At 57.5% G+C, this 19,209-nt stretch carries 18 protein-coding genes; 11 read left to right on the forward strand and 7 right to left on the reverse strand.

Going from position 1 to position 19,209, the window contains the following annotated elements; all coding sequences use genetic code 11:
• Nucleotides 1–17: 17 nt before the first annotated feature.
• Nucleotides 18–728, forward strand: coding sequence for a Crp/Fnr family transcriptional regulator (locus K0B93_RS08430; protein WP_219866784.1), 711 nt, complete (start codon nucleotides 18–20; stop codon nucleotides 726–728).
• Nucleotides 729–1,015: 287 nt separating this feature from the next.
• Nucleotides 1,016–1,681 carry a PAQR family membrane homeostasis protein TrhA gene (trhA, locus tag K0B93_RS08435; protein ID WP_219866785.1) on the forward strand — a complete coding sequence of 222 codons (666 nt, stop codon included), beginning with the start codon at nucleotides 1,016–1,018 and terminating at the stop codon, nucleotides 1,679–1,681.
• Here the strand turns inward: trhA and K0B93_RS08440 are convergent, their stop codons facing one another.
• Nucleotides 1,682–2,245: a YIP1 family protein gene (locus K0B93_RS08440; protein ID WP_219866786.1), complete on the reverse strand. Its 564-nt coding sequence runs from the start codon at nucleotides 2,243–2,245 to the stop codon at nucleotides 1,682–1,684.
• 113 nt (nucleotides 2,246–2,358) lie between these two features.
• Here K0B93_RS08440 and K0B93_RS08445 point away from each other — a divergent pair, with 113 nt between their 5' ends.
• The 3 genes from K0B93_RS08445 to K0B93_RS08455 all read left to right on the forward strand — a co-directional run bounded on the left by K0B93_RS08445 (nucleotide 2,359) and on the right by K0B93_RS08455 (nucleotide 5,963).
• Nucleotides 2,359–3,504: an NnrS family protein gene (locus K0B93_RS08445; protein ID WP_219866787.1), complete on the forward strand. Its 1,146-nt coding sequence runs from the start codon at nucleotides 2,359–2,361 to the stop codon at nucleotides 3,502–3,504.
• A 255-nt stretch (nucleotides 3,505–3,759) separates the two neighbouring features.
• Nucleotides 3,760–5,391 (forward strand): antiporter, encoded by a 1,632-nt coding sequence (locus tag K0B93_RS08450; protein ID WP_219866788.1) that lies wholly within the window; start codon nucleotides 3,760–3,762, stop codon nucleotides 5,389–5,391.
• A 155-nt stretch (nucleotides 5,392–5,546) separates the two neighbouring features.
• On the forward strand, nucleotides 5,547–5,963 hold the full coding sequence (locus tag K0B93_RS08455) for a globin (protein WP_219866789.1): 417 nt from the start codon (nucleotides 5,547–5,549) through the stop codon (nucleotides 5,961–5,963).
• 154 nt (nucleotides 5,964–6,117) lie between these two features.
• On the opposite strand, the gene K0B93_RS08460 is transcribed toward K0B93_RS08455, so the two are convergent.
• Together K0B93_RS08460 and K0B93_RS08465 are read right to left on the reverse strand one after the other, a co-directional pair.
• Entirely contained in the window at nucleotides 6,118–7,623 is a 1,506-nt protein-coding gene (locus K0B93_RS08460) for an MFS transporter (RefSeq protein ID WP_219866790.1), read from the reverse strand.
• Nucleotides 7,624–7,667: 44 nt separating this feature from the next.
• Nucleotides 7,668–8,129, reverse strand: a complete 462-nt coding sequence (locus K0B93_RS08465; RefSeq protein WP_218635458.1) for a universal stress protein — start codon at nucleotides 8,127–8,129, stop codon at nucleotides 7,668–7,670.
• A gap of 279 nt (nucleotides 8,130–8,408) precedes the next feature.
• On the opposite strand from K0B93_RS08465, the gene K0B93_RS08470 reads away from it, so the two are divergent.
• The 3 genes from K0B93_RS08470 to K0B93_RS08480 all read left to right on the forward strand — a co-directional run bounded on the left by K0B93_RS08470 (nucleotide 8,409) and on the right by K0B93_RS08480 (nucleotide 11,226).
• On the forward strand, nucleotides 8,409–9,767 hold the full coding sequence (locus K0B93_RS08470; RefSeq protein WP_219866791.1) for an MFS transporter: 1,359 nt from the start codon (nucleotides 8,409–8,411) through the stop codon (nucleotides 9,765–9,767).
• Between the two features lie 100 nt (nucleotides 9,768–9,867).
• Nucleotides 9,868–10,323 carry an EVE domain-containing protein gene (locus K0B93_RS08475; RefSeq protein WP_219866792.1) on the forward strand — a complete coding sequence of 152 codons (456 nt, stop codon included), beginning with the start codon at nucleotides 9,868–9,870 and terminating at the stop codon, nucleotides 10,321–10,323.
• A gap of 87 nt (nucleotides 10,324–10,410) precedes the next feature.
• Nucleotides 10,411–11,226, forward strand: a complete 816-nt coding sequence (locus K0B93_RS08480) for an ion transporter (RefSeq protein WP_219866793.1) — start codon at nucleotides 10,411–10,413, stop codon at nucleotides 11,224–11,226.
• Nucleotides 11,227–11,315: 89 nt separating this feature from the next.
• On the opposite strand, the gene K0B93_RS08485 is transcribed toward K0B93_RS08480, so the two are convergent.
• The 3 genes from K0B93_RS08485 to K0B93_RS08495 form a co-directional block, all read right to left on the reverse strand.
• Entirely contained in the window at nucleotides 11,316–13,247 is a 1,932-nt protein-coding gene (locus K0B93_RS08485; RefSeq protein WP_228743332.1) for a DUF3604 domain-containing protein, read from the reverse strand.
• Nucleotides 13,248–13,325: 78 nt separating this feature from the next.
• Nucleotides 13,326–14,735 (reverse strand): DUF1214 domain-containing protein, encoded by a 1,410-nt coding sequence (locus K0B93_RS08490; protein ID WP_219866794.1) that lies wholly within the window; start codon nucleotides 14,733–14,735, stop codon nucleotides 13,326–13,328.
• Between the two features lie 447 nt (nucleotides 14,736–15,182).
• Complete coding sequence (locus K0B93_RS08495; protein ID WP_219866795.1) at nucleotides 15,183–15,560, reverse strand: SirB2 family protein; 378 nt, start codon at nucleotides 15,558–15,560, stop codon at nucleotides 15,183–15,185.
• A gap of 126 nt (nucleotides 15,561–15,686) precedes the next feature.
• On the opposite strand from K0B93_RS08495, the gene K0B93_RS08500 reads away from it, so the two are divergent.
• The 3 genes from K0B93_RS08500 (at nucleotide 15,687) to fabB (ending at nucleotide 18,744) form a co-directional block, all read left to right on the forward strand.
• The gene (locus tag K0B93_RS08500) at nucleotides 15,687–16,871 is read left to right on the forward strand and encodes an NnrS family protein (protein WP_219866796.1); all 1,185 of its coding nucleotides are present in this window, start codon (nucleotides 15,687–15,689) and stop codon (nucleotides 16,869–16,871) included.
• A 140-nt stretch (nucleotides 16,872–17,011) separates the two neighbouring features.
• Complete coding sequence (fabA, locus tag K0B93_RS08505; RefSeq protein ID WP_219866797.1) at nucleotides 17,012–17,521, forward strand: bifunctional 3-hydroxydecanoyl-ACP dehydratase/trans-2-decenoyl-ACP isomerase; 510 nt, start codon at nucleotides 17,012–17,014, stop codon at nucleotides 17,519–17,521.
• An 11-nt stretch (nucleotides 17,522–17,532) separates the two neighbouring features.
• Complete coding sequence (fabB, locus tag K0B93_RS08510; RefSeq protein ID WP_219866798.1) at nucleotides 17,533–18,744, forward strand: beta-ketoacyl-ACP synthase I; 1,212 nt, start codon at nucleotides 17,533–17,535, stop codon at nucleotides 18,742–18,744.
• Here fabB and K0B93_RS08515 read toward each other — a convergent pair.
• The gene (locus K0B93_RS08515) at nucleotides 18,731–19,087 is read right to left on the reverse strand and encodes a helix-turn-helix transcriptional regulator (RefSeq protein WP_219866799.1); all 357 of its coding nucleotides are present in this window, start codon (nucleotides 19,085–19,087) and stop codon (nucleotides 18,731–18,733) included. The genes fabB and K0B93_RS08515 overlap by 14 nt on opposite strands.
• Nucleotides 19,088–19,209 lie beyond the last annotated feature (122 nt).

Here is a 19,209-nt window from a genome sequence, read left to right on the forward strand (position 1 = left end):
ATTACAGGGTCTACGCCATGAACAGCATCGTCAGGCCGGACATGTCCTCCTCCCCCTGCCTACTCGGGCAAGAGGACGCGGGCATTGTTCGGCAGGAATCGGCTTCGGAGTCGGAGGCACTGCTCCATGGATTGAGTCGAGTGTTCGGTATTCGCCTCAACGACAATCAGGATGACGCGGACACGCGACTATTGACCGATTTGTCGGGGCTTTTCCAGCCCCAGCGTATCGACGCCGAAACCATACTGGAAAAGCACGACCGGCCCTGGGGCCGCGTTTACCTCATCCAGTACGGCATTCTTCGACTGTTCCGGGAGGCCCCGAGCGGAAAGGTGGCGATCCATCACTTCTTCTCCGAGGGCGACATGGTCTGGCCGGTGTTTGGCCGCACCCGCACAGTTCGCAACACCCTGTGCCTGACTTCGGTTACTCCGGCAACGCTGTGGGTTGCGGACTTCTCCCGCTTTCGCTCGACCATTCGTGCCCACGGAGAAGGCCTCTGGCCCCGATTTGCCCTGGCTCTGACCGAAGAGCTGGCAGAACTGACCAGCATGCGTGAATTCCGTAAACACACCCTGCCAGCCCGGGACCGCTATCAGCTGCTGCTGGAAGAATACCCCGAACTCGTCAAGCGGGTGCCGGACAACCAACTGGCCTCGTGGCTGGGAGTCGTACCGGCCACCTTCTCCCGCCTGAAAACCGGAGCCACGAAAAAAACGTTTCGTTGAACAAAAAAAAGCAGCAGGGCCATGCCCTACTGCCTGAAATGCTCAACGCTTTCCGCAATATGTTAATTCGGCAATGAGGTCACGCCGTGCTGGTGCACTGACGTCTCTAACCTGAACTAAACTGATGACAACAAGCTTAACGACGACACCGTCGGGGTGATATCGGAACATTTCAGGCAGGTTGTTCAGATTTTCTGAGCATGATCACAGGATGTTCATCTGGCAGTGTTGCGTACACCTGTACGCTCACGTACCGTACCGGCATGACCAATACAGGTACCGTTACCATGACCACCAACGAAGTTCCGTCGACGTCCATCCACCATCGCATCGAGGAATGGCTGAACAGCGCGACGCATGGAATTGGCGCCATTCTGAGCGTGATTGGAACGATCGCGCTGATCGTTGGGGCAAGCCAGCTGGGGGACACCTGGAAGCTGGTAAGTTTCAGTATCTTCGGCGCGTCGCTGATCCTCCTTTACCTGGCATCAGCCCTCTATCACGGCGCGCGACACCCGGAACTCAAGAGCGCTTTCAAAACCCTCGATCATTGCGCCATCTTCCTGCTGATTGCGGGCACCTACACTCCGTTCCTGCTGGTCAACATGCGAGGTACCGTCGGCTGGACCCTGTTTGCCGTGATCTGGTCACTGGCGTTGACCGGCGTCGTACTCAAGATCATCTTCAAAAATCGATTCAAACTGGCCCGGGTGGGTATCTACGTTGCCATGGGGTGGCTGATCACCTTTGCCTCCTCCGACCTGGTTGCCAGCCTGAGCGAGACCGCACTCTACCTGACCATCGCCGGCGGAGTGGTTTATACCGCCGGCGTGATTTTCTACCTGGCTGACCGCATCCCCTACATGCATGCGGTGTGGCACCTGTTTGTCATCGGCGGCAGTGCGCTTCACTTCAGTGCCATCTATTACGGCGTGCTTCCCTACACCGTGTGATCAGAACGCCCACACCATTGCCATCAGGATACCCCAGGCCAGCAGAGACGCCGCCATTATGGTGTAGGTGGCAGACATGGTGACAACATCGTTGTCGGAGCGGTGGCACAGAGACCGGGCGCCCTGGTAAACCAGAGCGCAGGACAGGAACATACCGACAGCGACAGCCACAACGCTTACCGCCAGCACAGGAACCAGCAGCGCCAGGGATGACAACCACAAGGGAATGGGCGCAACTGCGGCCAACAGGAAGGAGTCCTGGTAACTGATTTCCAGTTTGTCCCCCTCAAGAACGGCGCGGATAAGCCACCCCATAACAAAAAACGTCAGCAATTCCGCCAGGAACAGTATGGTGGTTATAAAACGCCACTCCTTGTCGGCAAACCCGGCCAGAAAGGCGGCGCCGTAATGGGTTCCGGCGTAATACAGCAGCACCGGCGGCAGAAATGACAAGGGAACAACCACCGCCCAGGCAAGGAAAGGAATGGAGAAGTTCTGGCGTTGCAGCTCCAACCACACGCCGTTGCCCGAGAAGGGCAAGCGAAACAATTTAGCAATAGACATGATGAACCCCTTTCACCAGTTCTTATATTTTAGTGATAGCCGGGCCAGTCTGTACGGTCAAGAAGCCCCAATGATCTCAGGCAAGACGGCGCCACCGCATCGGTAACAGGCTAATGGCAAAAGCAACGACAAAACCGTTTCACGCTTTCTGGCTGTTTTTTCCGGCGGCAGCTGTATGGGCAGCTCTGGTCGTGCCCTTGTCGATTAATGCGGTGCTGTCAGGTTCCGGGTGGCCCGCGGGGCTTCTGGGCGCCGGACATGGCCATGAGCTGATTTTCGGTTTTGCGTTGGCCCTGATTGCCGGCTATACCCTTGGTCCCCAACCCTGGAAAGTACTGGCCCCCCTGTTTCTGCTTTGGCTGGCGGCCCGCCTGTGCTGGGTGTTGTTGCCCGCCAGCCTGGTATCCCAGCTGCTGAGCCCGGCGTTTGCATTATTGCTTGCCCGTTACGCCGTCCCAAGATTCCAGGCGGCCAAAAAGTGGCGCAACAAGATCGCCGGGCCGCTGATCCTGGTTCTGTGCCTACTGTCAGTCATCTTCTGGATTGCGGCGGCTGCTCCTCCTGATTTCGAGCTTCCAGTACCCGACACACGACGGATCATGATGGCCGCCATTCTTGGTCTGTTATTGCTGATGACATTCATGGGCGGGAGAATTATCGCCCCGGCTGTGGCCGGAACGCTGGAAAAGCGGGGCATTCCAATAGAAGCCAGGGTGCAGCCACGAATTGAAGGTGCGCTTCTGGTGATTCTGCCAGCGGCGTTGATACTGGTGTTCATGCCCCTTGCAGACTCGGTTACCGGCCTTCTTTTAGTATCGTCAGCCGCTCTTATTGTGATCCGTACCGCGCGCTGGAAACTCTCGTATTGCGTGAACCGGCACGACTTGCTGGTGCTTGCTATTGGCTATTTTTGGCTGGCTGGCGGAGCGGGCATAACGGGAGTTAGGCTTTTGCAGGGAATTGATCCCTTACCGGCGTTGCATGTGATTACGATTGGCGCTCTCGGCACCCTGTCTCTCAGTGTGATGCTACGCCTGGCCTGGCAGAGGGCGAGACGGACCTTTCCTCCAGCCTGGCAGGTACACGGCATCGCTTTCGCCATGGCGGTGGCTGTACTGGCTCGGCTGTACGCGGGTGCCACTCCGTTTGCCCATCCAGAGGCGCTCTGGATATCCGCCCTGGCCTGGGCCACGGCTTACGGAATGGTCGCGATCCTGCTTCTCACCCTGTTTCACCACAGCCAACAGCGCCGGAAATGATTGGCTACCTCCACTGAATCCTGCGCCTGCCCGGCTACCACCTTGGGCGTACAACCACCACAACGATATGTTTTTATTGCTTTTTTAGACACGGACACAGTCACTGAAACTGTCATAAAACGCGAGTAAAATTGACCCAACATCTTCCTTGATGTTCATCAAGACCTGGCTTGCTACTTGATTTGCACAATGTCCGCAAAGCCCAAGAAGCCACGGGTGCCGTGGCTCCGGGTTAGCAAACCGAGGAGCAAAATCATGGCTAATAGCACAACAGACGCCGGACCGATGGGCGCCAAAGACAGGACCAATGCCGACATCGAACACTGGGACGTCGAGAACGAGTCTTTCTGGGAGAGTGAAGGCAAGCGCATAGCTACCCGCAACCTCTGGATATCCATTCCCAGCCTGCTGATGGGCTTTGCCGTCTGGCTGATGTGGGGGATGATCACCACCCAGATGAAAAACCTGGGCTTCCCTTTCTCCGTTGAACAACTCTTTACACTAAGCGCCATCGCCGGTCTCTCCGGCGCGACCCTCCGGATTCCGGCCTCCTTCATGATCAAGATTGCCGGTGGCCGCAACACGGTGTTTCTCACCACTTCGCTGCTGATGCTTCCTGCCCTGGGTACCGGCATCGCCCTTATGAATCCGGACACCCCCTTTATTGTGTTCCAGGCTCTGGCTCTGCTCTCCGGTATCGGCGGCGGCAACTTCGCCTGTTCGATGAGTAACATCAGCACCTTCTACCCGAAGAGCAAGCAGGGTTATGGCCTCGGCATGAACGCCGGCCTCGGTAACTTTGGCGTCACCACCATGCAGGTTGTGATCCCCCTGGTCATGACCATTGGCATTTTTGGGGCGCTGGCCGGCGACCCGATGCAACTGCAAAGCCCGAGCGGCACCCTGATTGGTCGCATTGATGCCGGCACCGACACCTGGATCCAGAATGCCGGATTTATCTGGTTGCTGTTCCTGATTCCCCTGGCGTTCGCCAGCTGGTTCGGTATGAACAACCTGAAAGTGGTCACCCCCAACCCGGGCAGCCCTCTTTCCGCCTTCAGCAAGATCCTCGGCCTCTACGGCGTCGGCCTGCTGACTTCCATCGCCGGTGTCTGGGCACTGCAGATGATGAACATGTGGCTGGCACTGCCGGTTACCATTGTGCTGACCGTGGCGCTCTTGCGACTGATCCCTGGCGACATCAAACCGAACATCAAGAACCAGTTCGCGATTTTCAGCAACAAGCACACCTGGTCCATGACCGTGCTGTACATCCTCACCTTCGGCTCATTCATCGGCTTCTCGGCCGCGCTGCCGCTGTCCATCAGCGTCATTTTCGGCAACATGATGGAAGTCGCCGCGGACGGCACCATGACACGCGTTGTTAACCCGGATGCCCCCAGCGCGCTCACCTGGGCCTGGATGGGACCTTTCGTCGGCGCCCTGATCCGGCCAGTCGGCGGCTGGATTTCCGACAAGGTGGGCGGCTCCATCGTCACCCAGATTATCTCGGTGGTGATGGTCGGTGCCTCGGTCGCAACCGGCTATGTGATGATGCTGGCGTACAACAGCACCGATCCGAACACCTATTTCGCGCCCTTCCTGATCCTCTTCATCATCATGTTTGCGGCCAGCGGTATCGGCAATGGGTCTACCTTCCGCAGCATTGGTTTCATCTTTGATCAGCAGCAGAAAGGCCCGGTACTGGGGTGGACATCGGCAGTTGCCGCTTACGGCGCCTTCATTGCGCCACGGGTGATGGGCCAGGAGATCCAGGCCGGCACTCCGGAGGTGGCCATGTACGGTTTTGCGGTTTTCTACGCGGTGTGCCTGCTGGTTAACTGGTGGTTCTATCTGCGCAAGAACGCCTACATCAAGAACCCGTAATTCCCACACCCCCTTCGAGCCCCGGTCCCAGCAATGGCACCGGGGCTTTTCTTTGCCGGGCAAGGCACCGCCTCTCACCGGAATGGTTATGTAACCTTTGGACTGCTACTTTTAAAATATGAGCTATGCCTTCCTATCAAAGACCGGAGGTTGTCATGTCGTTCGATGACATCTTTGACGAAAGCTATGACCGAGTCCTCCTGGAGTCGCCGGATGGTATTGAGTTCTTTGAGGCCTTCTACCGGCGCTTCCTGAAATCCTCGTCGGAAGTTCGCATTCTATTTCGAAATACGGATATGAATGTGCAACGCCGAATGCTGAAAAAATCGTTCTTCAGCCTGGTCGCGTTCTACGCCAGCGGCACCATTGACGATGTGCTTCGAAGAATCGCTTACCTGCACAGCGCCGCCCAGCTGAACATTAAACCCCACCTCTATGACCTTTGGCTCGAGTGCCTGATCGACACGGTCAAGGCCTACGATCCGGACTTCTGCGACGATGTCGAACTGGCCTGGAGGCTGATCCTGAGCCCCGGAATCACCTACATGAAGTTCGGATACGACCACTTCTGACCGCCCCGGCACGGTCTCGCGCGAGGAGCGGGATCGTGGAGTGAGTACCTGGCAGACGGTCGTCGGCCTTCAGCGTGTATGGGGCACCGGAATTCCTTGAATAAAAAAAAACCGCCAGGATTACTCCTGGCGGTTTTGGCCTCCCTTTCGAATATCAGCCCGCAGTTGCAGCGGCCTGGCGGCGACGTTCCTCTTCCTCGATCTGAAGATCCACCGACGACACCTGGTACTCCTCGGCAAAGCCGGATTCCGGCTCCTTCAGCCACATGACGCACAGAACCCAGCTGATAAAGGCGCCCGCGGCAATGATGTAGAAGAACTGGGTCGGGGTGACGAAGGTGAAGATGGTCAGGTAAACCACCGCACCCACGTTACCGTAGGCCCCCGCCATGCCGGAAATCTGTCCTGTCAGGCGGCGTTTGATGGAGGGTATGATGCCGAAGGTGGCTCCCTCCGCTCCCTGGACAAAGAAGGAGGTGAACACGGTAATCCCCACCGCAATGATCAGCGGCCAGTTGGAGTTCATCAGCCCCATCAGGGCAAAACCAACGGAAATACCGAGCATGTAGCTGAGCATCACGAAACGGCGGTTCCCCATCCGGTCAGACACCAGCCCACCCATGGGACGGGCGACCAGGTTCACGAAGGCAAACGAGGCGGCGATGAGGCCTGCGGCAGTCGCGCTCAGGCTCCAGGTTTGCTCGAAAAACATCGGCAACATGGAGACCACGGCCAGTTCGGCGCCAAAATTGGCAAAGTAGGTGCTGTTCAGCGCAGCCACGCTGTTGAACGGGTATTTGTCGTCCTCTGGTACGCCTTTTTTCAGGATAGGCACGTTCACCCGGAGGATCTGAATGATCTGGTAGCACACAATCGCGAAGATCACCGCGTAACAGATGGTTGCTCCGGTGGCACTCAGGTACCCCATGTTCCGGATGCGCCAGACCAGGATGCTCAGCACCCCGACCAGGGGAATGGTCCACAGAATCAGCTTGACCATGTCGCCCCAGGAGCTGACTTCCAGCGCCACGGCCTTGCGCGGTTTGCGGTGTACCGTACCGACAGGGCCGTCGGTGATGGCAAACCAGTAGTAGACCCCATAGGCCGCCATCACAATGGCGCTCTGGGCGATGGCCCAGCGCCAGCCGTCTTCACCGCCGTACATGTGCAGGGCAATGGTGGGCAGTGAAATGGCGGCAGCCGCGGAGCCAAAGTTGCCCCAGCCAGCATAGAAACCTTCGGCAAAGCCGATGTCCTTGGGCTTGAACCACATGGCGGTCATGTGAATACCCACCACGAAACTGGCACCGATGGAGCTGAGCACCAGCCGGCTGACCAGCAACTGGGTCATGGTATTACCGAAGGCGAACACCAGCGCCGGGATGGCCATCAACACCATCAGCACCGAGAACACCCGGCGCGGGCCGAAGCGGTCCAGCGCCATGCCCACGATAATCCGGGCAGGAATGGTCAGCGCCACGTTGCAAATGGCGAACAGGCGAATATCGTCGGCGGTCAGCCAATCGACGCTCTTGAGCATGCTCGATGCCAGCGGCGCCATGTTGAACCAGACGTAGAAGGTAATAAAGAATGCGATCCAGGTCAGGTGCAACGCCTTGATCTCGGCGTTCCTGAAGTGGAAGACGTCAGCGACTTTCATGTCAGCCTCCTTGGGCTATCAATCGAAAACTCAAACTGGCCGATTCAACGGCTGGGTAGGATCAGAAGTGGGCACTGAATCCGTCGGGCGAGAAACGAACTCACGCTGCCGAAGGTCATGTAATCCAGTTCATCCACGAAATAGGTGAGAGAGCGGGCGATGAAACCGCCATCCGGTTCATGGCTGTGGCGGGCAATAACCAGCATGTCCGGATGGATTTTTTTCTCGGCGGCATAAAGCAGCATCTTGCGGGGATCCCCCTCCAGCAGCATGGTCTCGGCACCGACGTCTTCGTTACGGCAGACCTCCATGGCTTCGTTCAGGTAGGCCTTGAGCTCCGAGACTTCCTGCTGGAACAGGTCTTCGTTGCCGGCGGTAATGTCCCGAGGGTTTTCGGCAACCGCGACCAGAACGATCTGGGGTTTCAGTTCGCGGAACATGGTGATCGTCTGGGCCAGAGCCAACCTGGCATTCCGCGATCCGTCGTAGGCAATCATTATTTTCATGGGCTTCTCCGATGACAGGCATGCGCCCCGGATACCGGGGCGGCAATTGATATCTGTCAGCCATTAGCCCACACCCCGATGACCTGCTTACTTGACGCAAATCAACGGATTCGGCGGGTACCCCACCAGAGAAATCAATGGCCTATCACCCCTCCGGCGATTGGCCCTACTTTTCTACCACCGCCCCACCCTGCCGGAGGTACCTCCAATGCCCCGCATGAAAAAACCCTGTCTTTGGTATGGTTAAAACATCAACACATGCAGCAACGGAGGGCGGACATGACGACCCCGACACAGCCTCAGCAGTACCGCGCCCTGGGTTTATCGACGTTCTCGTTTACCCTGTGTTTTGCGGTCTGGACCATCTTCTCGATCATCGGCATCCGTATCGCCGAGGACCTCTCGCTCTCGGATACCCAGCTCGGATTGCTGATGGCCACACCGATCCTTACCGGCTCCATCAGCCGTTTGTTCCTCGGCATCTGGACGGACCGTTATGGCGGCCGCTGGGTGTTCGGGATCCTGATGCTTACCACCGCCGCCTGTGTCTACCTGCTGACCTTCGCCACCACCTACCCGATGCTGCTCGTGGGTGCACTCGGTGTTGGCCTGGCGGGGGGCTCGTTCATCGTGGGTGTGGCCTACACCGCCGCCTGGTTTGAACCGGCCCGTCAGGGTACAGCGCTGGGAATTTTTGGTGCCGGTAACGTCGGTTCTGCGGTGACCAACTTCGGCGCGCCGTTCCTACTGGTGGCCCTGGGCTGGGAACAGACTGCGCAGGTCTACGCCACGGTTCTGGCCATCATGGGGGTCCTGTTCATCCTGCTGGCCAAGGAAGATCCTCTGGCGGCCGAGCGCAGGGGCGCGAAAGCGAAATCATTCATCGAACAGATGGAGCCACTGCGGGAGCTGCGGGTGTGGCGCTTTGCCCTGTATTACTTCTTTGTCTTCGGGGCCTTTGTCGCGATGGCGCTGTGGCTGCCGCACTACCTGATCGGCGTGTACGGCCTGGACATCAAGACCGCCGGCATGATCGCCGCCCTGTACACCATCCCGGCCTCGCTGTTCCGTATCCTTGGCGGCTGGCTGTCAGACCGCTTCGGTGCCCGGCGAGTGATGTACTGGACGTTTACCGCCTCGGTCATTTGCAGCTTCCTGCTGAGCTATCCGCCCACCGACTACATTGTCCATGGCATTGAGGGCGATATCCCGTTCACTCTGGACATGAGCCTGCCCATGTTCGTGGTGCTGATCTTCACGCTGGGTTTCTTCATGTCCCTCGGCAAGGCCGCAGTGTACAAGCACATTCCGGTGTATTACCCGATGCACGTGGGCGCGGTCGGCGGCGTCGTGGGCATGATCGGCGGCCTCGGAGGCTTTATCCTGCCCCTGGCATTCGGCGTTCTCAATGACGTGACCGGCATCTGGCAGAGCTGCTTCATGTTGATGTTCGTCATCGTCGCCGCCGCCCTGATCTGGATGCATTACGCGATCCGCAAGGCCGAGCGTGTGGAGTGGGCCGCGCACGAGGAACGCACCGACCTGCCGGAACTGGCGACTCCGCACCTGTTCTACCCGCTGAACCGCCCTCACCGGCCGGAACATCCGTCAGCCATGCCTCCAGGCGTGAAGAACTGATCCAGTCCTCCTACGGCGCGCCGCGCCCAAAACCCTGCGCCCCCGGTTCCGGGGGCGTTTTTGTCGGGTATACTGCGCGAGTCAACCGAGCGAGGTACCCATGGCTAAGTGGCTGGTCAAGACCGAACCTTCCGAGTGCAGTATCAACGATTTCGCCAAGGCACCGGACAAATCTATTCCGTGGGACGGCGTGCGCAATTATCAGGCACGAAATTTCCTGCGAGAGATGGCCGTAGGGGATGAAGTTTTCATCTACCATTCCAGCTGCAAGCGCATTGGCATCGCCGGTATTGTGAAAGTGGTCAGAGGCGCCTACCCGGACCCGACCCAGTTTGACCCCGCCTCGGCCTACCACGATTCCCGGAGCACACCCGCACAGCCCCGCTGGCAGGCCGTGGATATGAAATTCGTGCACAAGCTCCCCCGGCTCGTCCAACTGGATGAGCTCAAAGGCCTGCCGGGTCTTGAAGGTTTGCCCCTGATTCGTCGGGGTAATCGGCTATCGGTAATGCCGGTGAGCGAAGACGAGTGGCAAATCATACTCAGGCTAACGTGATCGGGTTCCATAAACGCTCTGCGATGCTATCCCCGCACGCCTCCTGCCATTAGAATTGCGGCGATCGATTTTACCTGGAGCCCTAACATGTCTTCGGAACTCAGTACCTTTGCCGGTTTCAGTACCCTGCGCCGGATTGAAGCCAGTAAAATTTTTCAGGCCGTCGTCATTGCCATCATCATCCTCTCGGCACTGACGATCGGCGCGAAGACCTATGATTTACCACCATTTGTCGAACAGGGGCTCACGGTCATGGATAACGCCATCACGGTGTTCTTCCTGATCGAAATCCTGTTCAGATTTACCGCCGCCCCGGTGAAACGACGGTTCCTCCTGGACGGCTGGAACCTGTTCGACACGCTGGTGGTTATCGGCAGTCTGATTCCGCTGGATAACTCCGAAGCCGTCCTGCTGGGTCGGCTGCTGAGGGTATTCCGGGTACTGCGTCTGGTGTCGGTAGTGCCGGAACTGCGCTTCCTGATTAACTCCCTGCTCAAGGCCATTCCAAGGATGGGCTATATTGCCCTGTTGATGTTCATCATCTTCTACATCTACGCCGCCATGGGCGCGATGTTCTTTTCCGAGGTCGACAAGGAATTATGGGGCGACGTGGCCATTGCCATGCTGACCCTGTTCCGGGTGGCCACCTTCGAGGACTGGACCGATGTGATGTACGCCACCATGGAGCAGTATCCGCTGAGCTGGCTGTACTACCTCACCTTCATATTCCTGACGGCGTTTGTGTTCCTGAACATGATGATTGGCGCCATTCTGGAGGTGATGAGCGAGGAACAGAATGCACAGCAGGCTCAGAAAGCGCACGACGAGCGGGATGAAATTGCGCGCCAGCTCCGGTTGGTGCAAAGCAAACTGGATGAGCTATCCGAGAAAATAGACCGTTAATACTGCATTACAGCCAGCATCAACTTGCCCAGCGAACCTGTTCGGTCGCCATTACCATGAATCCCCCCCCAATCACCGTGAAATGAAACCTAGCCCTTAGGCGAGTACCAGATGGGGGAAGTATAGGCGCGTTCCTGATGAGTTGGCTCGACGTCCTTGGGTAATTCAGTGCCGAAAAAGGCCGCATCATAGGTCGTCCAGCGTGGCGTCGGAATCTCCAGAACGCGCACGTAATAAAAAGCGCGCTGATTAGGATCAAAGTCAGGATCCTTCCAAAAGGCCATCATCAGCGCATCCCCGATGCTATTGTTGTAAGTCGCCGTCTTTACATCGACGGAATTGCCCACCGGCGTTTTACAACGATGCTGGTCATTTATCACGCGCTCATCCGAACACAGCACGTCATATACCCGTTCATGCAGCTTGCCCGCAGCATCCATCCAGCCCTTTATGACCTCAACTCGGTCCAGGTTTGCTCCGTCTGCATCGCGTAAAGCTCTGATCATAAGGGTCGGCGACTTGCCCTCCGGGGCTTGAGTCAGATCGCCCCCCATGGGTACGCCTCGCAAATACCCTGTCTTGGCGAAGTCCGGTCTCTGCACTTCGGATTCTTCAAAATCCCAGCCGGCGAATACGCGAACCATCAAACGCGTACCCGTGGTGGCATAAACCTCCTTACGCTGCAACGCATCCCAGATCGCTTCCCGGGTATTGTCAGTTGCCCAAACCGCGGCCAATCCAGAAGCCAACGTACTTACGTGACGGATAGTTATGTCCGGACCGTTCGGTTCCTGCATAAAGCCCGTGATCTTCTCTTCGATGCGCTCGGTGCCGGGCGAAGGCTCTGCAGGCGTGGCTTTGCCGAAATAATTGTTCTCTTCGGTTGTCGCCAGTGAGGTGTGACTGTCAGTGGAGCCTATCATGCCGAACTTGAACGGATTTACCCCAAGACGCTCTTCATACTCAAGACCCCGCTTGAAGGCTTCACGGGCGTATTCACGCGGAAGCATGTCTGACGTCTTGGGTTCCGGACCAAAACTGCCCTTGTCCCAGGTTCCGTAATCGGCGAACTCGTCGTTGGGTGACAGTGCCGGGTGTGCCTCGCCGTCTCCCTTGATTTGAGTGACTTCGTAGACCGGTTCCCAACGCATCCGCCGCTCGGCGTAATCCCGATCGACTTCCTTGCCGGAGAGGGTCTCATCGTCAAACATCAGGCCATTGGAAAGGTTGCCGTTGTGTGCAATCGCTAACGCCCGGCCACCGGTCCTTTCCTCGTATGCCTGCATCCAGGCCCACAGATCTTCAGGGTCGGTCGTGTCGTAATTGGACAACGGAATGATCTGGTCGGCTTCGTCCTTACCGTCGCGAAAGATGACATTGCGGTGCAAATTGTTACCGCCGGGGCTTGAGCTCCACTCAAAGCCGATCAGTGCAGTGAACCGGCCCGGCTCGTTGAATCGTTCAGCAGCTTTCGTCACCCGCTCCCACATGGAGCGAATCAGGCCAGTCTCCCCCGCGAGGGGATCCTGTCCCGCACTCATCCCCTGCCCCCAGAGTGCGTAGGCCTGGCCGTAATTTCCATCGTAAACGAGTTGTGAAATCTGCCGGCCAAAATCCGTTGCCAGCAGGTCAGGATTGCGCTCAGCGATCATCGGCGCCAGCCCCAAATTCTCCGCATGATCGGCCACGACAAGAAAATCCAGCGGCCGCTGGAGCCGTGCACGCACGCCGGCGCTGGAGACAACTGTCTCACCTCGGGCGAAGCGGTAGGCTTCCTCCAGCCCCAACCGGTTACCGATCATCCCAGCGTCGGTCGAAAGGGCCGTGTGCAAGTGGGTGTCACCCCAAAAAATGCGCTGGGGATACCCCATATTGAGATAGGGCGAGTACTCCTTTTCGCCGATGTGATCATCAGCTGTAGGTCCCGCTCCGTAGCCGGCGTAGGAATCTGCCGCCCAGGTACAAGGCGCGAAAAAAAGCGTAATGACAGAAATCACGGAAAACTTCATTTTGGTGTTCATGTTTTGCTCCCTCATTTCTTGGCGAAATCCAGGTAGAGAGAAACAACACACGTCTTCGTCTACGGCCTTCGGATGCCTTTATAACTTTTCCGCCTTGGGCGGTGTCCAGGTCTCGAATTTTTTGAGGTCAGGTACGTAGACCCTCAGAACAACGTCAATCCCGTAGTCGCCGCGTTTCAGCGGCAGCCAGTTTTCCTCCGGCACGCCCTCGGGCTTTTCAGCGACGATATAGATTTCGATTCCGCCGTCCTCATTGAGTTGCATGCCTCCATTCTCGCCCACGCTGTACTTCTTACGATCGTTGGGAATGAAGAATCCGTTTTTTGTGTCATAGAGAGTGAGTGACCAGAACGCTTGCGCAGGCGGCAACTCGTCGGCCGTCATCCGGATCACATAATCGTTTTGCGCGTTCATTGGTTCGCCATCGGCTGTGCCAACGGCCGGGTAGACGGCTTCGACCGCAGGCTGGCCAATAGGCCCGTACACCGACTGGAACAGCAGCAGCTCAAGGCCAATGTCACCCTTTGTCTTGAACAGCCCGGTATTGGCAGCCATCTGGCCAGCTTTAGCCATTTCTTCGGCTTCGATTCGTTCTGCAACCTTGCGGACGCGTTCACCGTCGAGCGGCGCGACCTTTTCGGGATTGTAAGTTCGGCCGGGCACCACGCCGAGCGGTTGATAAAGAGCTAGCAGTTCCTGATCCAGCTCATTACCCGAATCGAAAGTCGTATGGTTGAACACGAACTGCATCACCTCCAACAGGTTGTTCTCGAAGATATCCAGATCGGTCTCGCCGACCGCTGGAAAGTCGACGTCATCGATGGATTCCGGCTCTTCGCCGCGCATCTCTGAAAGGGTGAGCAAATCGACCGACTTCATCTGCTTGGTGATGCGATCAAAGCGTTCGGGATCGTTGGAATGGGGCATCACCCGAAACACGGCCGAAAGGAAATCGCCAGTCGCCTCAAAGTACCGGTCGACCCCCTTCACCCGCTCGCCTTTTTCGTAACCTGCGGTCCGCTCGCTGAAGATCAGCATCGTTTCCGGTTGCTGAAAATCGCCCTGCCGGGTCGAGACCGGGATGTTCACATAATGGTCGTTGCCGGTAATCATCAGCGAGACGTATTTGGAATCGAATGCAGGCATTTCCAGGATGACCGGATCCTTTCGCAGATCGAGCATACAGACGATGTAAAGCGAGTCGTTGTTCGGCCGGGCGATAAGTTTGAGCGTGTGGTCTTTCAGCTGGGTGTCTGCAACGCAGGTGTTCCAGCCGCGGTTCTGGATCGCACTTTTGTTATTGACGTTGTACATGGCGACGTATTGGAAGGAACGCTTGACGAGCTCCTCAACCTGCACATCCGACAATGCAATTGCTTCCCTTGGCTGGCCCAACGAGAGGCCGGCTACAATCAGACCAACTGCGAGAGTCAAAAAAATTGCACAGCGCTTGAGTGGTGTGGTGGAACCTTTTCCGGCATGGTCCATTGCCTTTCTCCTCAGAAAAACCCTAGTTGGTCTTCTGGAAGCAGCTAAAAGAACTTATTAACAACGTGCTTACAAAAGCTTGTTATGAAAGCGGCGGGGGTACTAACAATTCCGCGATTCGAATTGTATTGCGAATTCCCTGAGCTTCAGAGAGAAGCACTCGCCTCATCCAAAGTGACTTCCCACCAGAACGCCGGCCCGATGAAATCCTCATCGCGCCACCAGGACAACGCAGCAAAGTTGATTGGGATCGCGCTCTCCACCTCTTTCAATGGCGGGAACCTTTAACCTCCTCCGTTTCTAAATGTAGCTCAGCTTTTCAACTGCGTTCAGGCCATGGTTGATCCGAATCAAAAAAGTTGTCGGTGACCGCTTCGAGCGGCGCAGTGTTTGAACATGCCTTTCGGAATTTCGCTATGGGGCAGAAACAGGAACGGCGCTGACGCTTCAGCCAAATGCGGGTTTGAAGAGCGCCAGATGAAAGATTCCTGCCACCTGAACCAGAGCCAGCATGGCGGCCACCACCCGGAACGGTTTACTGAGTGTGGGCTTCAGCGCAAAGGCCCCGGCCACGATATAGCCGATCAACAGGATGATCTTGGCCGTGAGCCAGCCATGAACGAAGGGCATCCAGGGCGTCACGACAACGAGCCCTATGGCCGCCGTGAGCAATAGCGTATCGTTAGCATGGGGAATCCAGCGCAATGGCGTCTGGCGCCAACCGGGTCTGCCGACCAGGTCCATCAGCAAACGAACCGCAAACAGAACGACGGTAATCAACGCTGTGGTCACATGTAGGTGTTTCAGGATCAGATACGCGCTCATCAGGCTACCTTTTAAATCAATGCAATAGCGGCATTGTACGCACAAGTACCCGGTAGGGGGTATGGCCATTCCGGGCAAAAACCTACAACATACATTCTATATGAATGTATTAATGGGAGCCCAACCATGAAGGTCATTCCTATCCCTGACGCAACGGAATCCGCCAATATCCGGCAGCTCTTCAGCCACCCGTTCCGCATCTTTTTCCTGTCCATGGTCATCCTGGCTCTGCTCTTCATCCCGGTCTGGGTGCTGCAGGTGACGGGGGCAATCAACCTGCCCCTGGCGTTGCCCGGCTTGTTCTGGCACCAGCATGAGATGCTGTTCGGCTTTCTTTCTGCGGCTATCGCCGGCTTCCTGCTGACCGCCGTTTGCGTCTGGACCCAGACGTCACGTACCCACGGCGGGCGCCTCGTCGTTCTGTGGGGCGTCTGGCTCGCCGGTCGAGTTCTGCTCGCTTTCGGCGCGGGTCTGCCCGACTGGCTGGTGCACACGGTGAACCTCGCATTCCTGCCACTGGTGATGCTGGATGCAGGCTGGCGTATCTGGAGCGCCAGACAAACACGTCAGCTGTTGATAATGGTGGTACTTGGACTCTTGTGGCTGATGCAAGTGGGCTTCGTACTCAGACTCGACATGACCTACAGCTACGGCGCACTGATCATGGCCATGGCGTTGATCAGCATCATCGGCGGGCGCATCACGCCGGCATTTTCTGCGGGCTGGATGCGACAGCAAGGCCTTGAGTCCACAGCAATCAAGGTCGTACCAGCCCTGGACATGGCGTCGCTAGCCTCCATGATCCTTCTGATGGCAACACTTGTCTTGGGCTGGCAAAACACAAGCGGCGTACTCGCCGTTGCCGCCGCAATCCTGATAACGGTCCGGCTGGCCGGCTGGAAAGGCTGGCTTACGCGCAGGGAGCCACTGCTCTGGATGCTGCATCTGTCCATTCTCTGGGTTCCGGTCGCCCTGGTCCTGCTGGCAGGCACCCAGCTCGCCGGTTGGCCGTCCAACGCCTGGAGCCACGCCGCCGGCACCGGAGCGATCAGTTGCCTCATTCTCGGCGTGATTGCCCGGGTATCCCTCGGGCACACGGGGCGCCCGCTGATTCTGCCGCGAGGCATGGTCCTGGCGTTTGTGGCCATTCACCTCGCTGCCGCAATCCGGGTTCTGACGGCGCTTTCCGTTATCCCTTGGCACCCTGGCATTGGCAGCAGCACCTTGTTATGGCTGGTGGCGTTCGGGATTTTTCTTGCCCGTTACACCGGGATTCTTGCCTCACCGAGACCGGACGGAAAGGAGGGGTAGACTACCCGACACCCGTCCGGGATGATCATTGAGCCCTAAATCCGCCCGGTGCACGCAATCATCCACTAATGGTCAATAGCTCCTCGCGAGATACGAGCTACAGTTACAGTAAATCATTCTGTAACAGAGACACGGGCACTATGAATCCAGATCATTTTGAGAAAGAAGACCTCATCAAGTGCGGGCATGGCGAACTTTTCAAGGGGTCCATGCGCTTGCCGATCGATGAAATGCTGATGGTCGACCGCGTTACTCACGTAAGCGCCGACGATGGCGCCTACGGCAAAGGCAGTCTTGTGGCCGAACTCGACATCAACCCGGACCTGTGGTTCTTCAAGGTTCATTTCGTGGACGACCCGGTGATGCCCGGCTGCCTGGGCCTGGACGCCATGTGGCAACTGGTGGGTTTCTACCTGGCCTGGAGTGGCGGCGAAGGCAAAGGGCGCGCACTGGGTGCAGGCGAGGTCAAGTTCTTCGGTCAGGTACTGCCAACTGCCAAGAAAGTGACCTACCGTCTCGATATCAAGAGGCTGATCAAGCGCAAGCTCACCATGGCCATTGCCGACGGCAGCATGGAAGTGGACGGAAGGGAAATCTACACCGCCAAAGACCTCCGGGTTGGCATGTTCACCTCCACCGATGATTTTTAGGAGTTAGAAAGATGCGTCGTGTTGTTATCACCGGCATGGGGATTGTCTCCAGCCTTGGCACCAATCTGAAAGAAGTCACCCAGTCCCTGAAGGAATCCCGCCCCGGCATCGGATTCAGTGAAGAAGCACGGGACAACGGTCTTCGTAGCCACGTCTGCGGCCAGATTAACCTGAACCTGTCGGAGCTGATTGACCGGAAACTCTTTCGGTTCATGTGTCCAGCATCCGGCTACGCGTACCTGGCCACCCGTGAAGCCATTGAACAGTCCGGACTGAGCGAGGAGTACATCAAGGCCAACACCACCGGCGCCATTTTCGGCACCGGCGGCGCCTCGACCGTGGAACTACTGGATGCCATCGACACCCATCGCCAAAAAGGCATTCGCCGGGTCGGACCGTATCGGGTCCCCCGCACTATGGGCAGCTCCATAAACGCCTCGATCTCCACCGCCTTTGGCATCACCGGCGTTAACTACGGCATTACCTCAGCCTGCGCCACCAGTGCCCACGCCATTGGCCACGCAGCTGATCTGATCGCCCTGGGCCGTCAGGACATCATGCTCGCCGGCGGCGGTGAAGACATTCACTGGAGCCTCAGCCTGCTGTTCGATGCCATGGGCGCATTGTCCACCAAGTACAACGAAACCCCGGAACTGGCCTCCCGTACTTACGACAAGGATCGGGATGGGTTCGTTATCTCCGGTGGCGGCGGAACATTGGTACTGGAAGCCCTCGAGCATGCGGAGGCTCGAGGCGCGACCATTCTCGGTGAGCTCGTCGGTTTCGGCGCCACATCCGACGGCGCAGACATGGTCGCGCCCAGTGGCGAAGGCGCTGTCCGCTGCATGCAGCAGGCCATGAAAAATGTCGAAGGTGAGATCAGCTACGTGAACACCCACGGCACCAGCACACCCGCCGGGGACGTCACCGAACTGAAAGCTCTGAAAGATACTTTTGGGGACAGGATCCCACCGCTGAGCTCAACCAAACCGCTGTGCGGCCATGCCCTCGGCGCGGCCGGTGTGCACGAAGCCATTTACAGCCTGATCATGCAGCGCGAAGGCTTTATTGCACCGTCGGCCAATATCCAGAACCTGGACGAAGGGGCCGAGGGCTACCCGATCGTGCGGGAGCGGATGGACAACCAGACCCTGGATCTGGTGATGAGCAACAGCTTCGGCTTCGGCGGAACCAACGCCTCGCTGGTATTCAGGAAAGTCTGACGGAGCGGTATTCAGCCGGGGAGGTTCCCATCCAGCGCTTGAATGCCCGGCTGAATGCGCTCAGTTCCGAGAACCCAAGCTGCTCGGCGATTTCCACCAGCGGCTTGGTCTTATCCTGCATGTAAGTCAGTGCCTGCTTGCGCCGGACATCCTCCAGAAGGCGCGCAAACGTAAGGCCCTCCCGCTTCAACTTCTTATGCAGCGTATAACGACTCATGTGCAGCTGAGACGCAACAGCTTCCACGCCCACTTTACCGCGGGCGAGCTGAACGCTGATCAACGAGCTTACCCGCGCACTCAAGGTAACCCGTGCCATTTCCGGCCTCAGAGGCTCTGATGACATGCAAACTCCTCCCAATACACAATCTGGCCCAATAGGGCACACCATCCAGCGTACACTTGTTAGCTGAAAAGAATCAATACGACCTTTGAGTAGGATCAAGGGAGTTCCGACCGGTTTACGGC

It is taken from the genome of Marinobacter sp. F4218, from assembly GCF_019443085.1.
GTDB lineage: Bacteria > Pseudomonadota > Gammaproteobacteria > Pseudomonadales > Oleiphilaceae > Marinobacter > Marinobacter albus.

Bases quoted from the DNA above. Each gene is read 5' to 3' on its own strand.
- K0B93_RS08445 (WP_219866787.1), top strand. From the start codon at position 2,359: ATGGCAAAAGCAACGACAAAACCGTTTCACGCTTTCTGGCTGTTTTTT.
- K0B93_RS08450 (WP_219866788.1), top strand. From the start codon at position 3,760: ATGGCTAATAGCACAACAGACGCCGGACCGATGGGCGCCAAAGACAGG.
- K0B93_RS08485 (WP_228743332.1), bottom strand. From the start codon at position 13,247: ATGAACACCAAAATGAAGTTTTCCGTGATTTCTGTCATTACGCTTTTT.
- K0B93_RS08460 (WP_219866790.1), bottom strand. From the start codon at position 7,623: ATGAAAGTCGCTGACGTCTTCCACTTCAGGAACGCCGAGATCAAGGCG.
- fabB (WP_219866798.1), top strand. From the start codon at position 17,533: ATGCGTCGTGTTGTTATCACCGGCATGGGGATTGTCTCCAGCCTTGGC.
- K0B93_RS08440 (WP_219866786.1), bottom strand. From the start codon at position 2,245: ATGTCTATTGCTAAATTGTTTCGCTTGCCCTTCTCGGGCAACGGCGTG.
- K0B93_RS08495 (WP_219866795.1), bottom strand. From the start codon at position 15,560: ATGAGCGCGTATCTGATCCTGAAACACCTACATGTGACCACAGCGTTG.
- fabA (WP_219866797.1), top strand. From the start codon at position 17,012: ATGAATCCAGATCATTTTGAGAAAGAAGACCTCATCAAGTGCGGGCAT.
- trhA (WP_219866785.1), top strand. From the start codon at position 1,016: ATGACCACCAACGAAGTTCCGTCGACGTCCATCCACCATCGCATCGAG.
- K0B93_RS08515 (WP_219866799.1), bottom strand. From the start codon at position 19,087: ATGTCATCAGAGCCTCTGAGGCCGGAAATGGCACGGGTTACCTTGAGT.
- K0B93_RS08470 (WP_219866791.1), top strand. From the start codon at position 8,409: ATGACGACCCCGACACAGCCTCAGCAGTACCGCGCCCTGGGTTTATCG.
- K0B93_RS08430 (WP_219866784.1), top strand. From the start codon at position 18: ATGAACAGCATCGTCAGGCCGGACATGTCCTCCTCCCCCTGCCTACTC.
- K0B93_RS08490 (WP_219866794.1), bottom strand. From the start codon at position 14,735: ATGGACCATGCCGGAAAAGGTTCCACCACACCACTCAAGCGCTGTGCA.
- K0B93_RS08465 (WP_218635458.1), bottom strand. From the start codon at position 8,129: ATGAAAATAATGATTGCCTACGACGGATCGCGGAATGCCAGGTTGGCT.
- K0B93_RS08480 (WP_219866793.1), top strand. From the start codon at position 10,411: ATGTCTTCGGAACTCAGTACCTTTGCCGGTTTCAGTACCCTGCGCCGG.
- K0B93_RS08500 (WP_219866796.1), top strand. From the start codon at position 15,687: ATGAAGGTCATTCCTATCCCTGACGCAACGGAATCCGCCAATATCCGG.
- K0B93_RS08455 (WP_219866789.1), top strand. From the start codon at position 5,547: ATGTCGTTCGATGACATCTTTGACGAAAGCTATGACCGAGTCCTCCTG.
- K0B93_RS08475 (WP_219866792.1), top strand. From the start codon at position 9,868: ATGGCTAAGTGGCTGGTCAAGACCGAACCTTCCGAGTGCAGTATCAAC.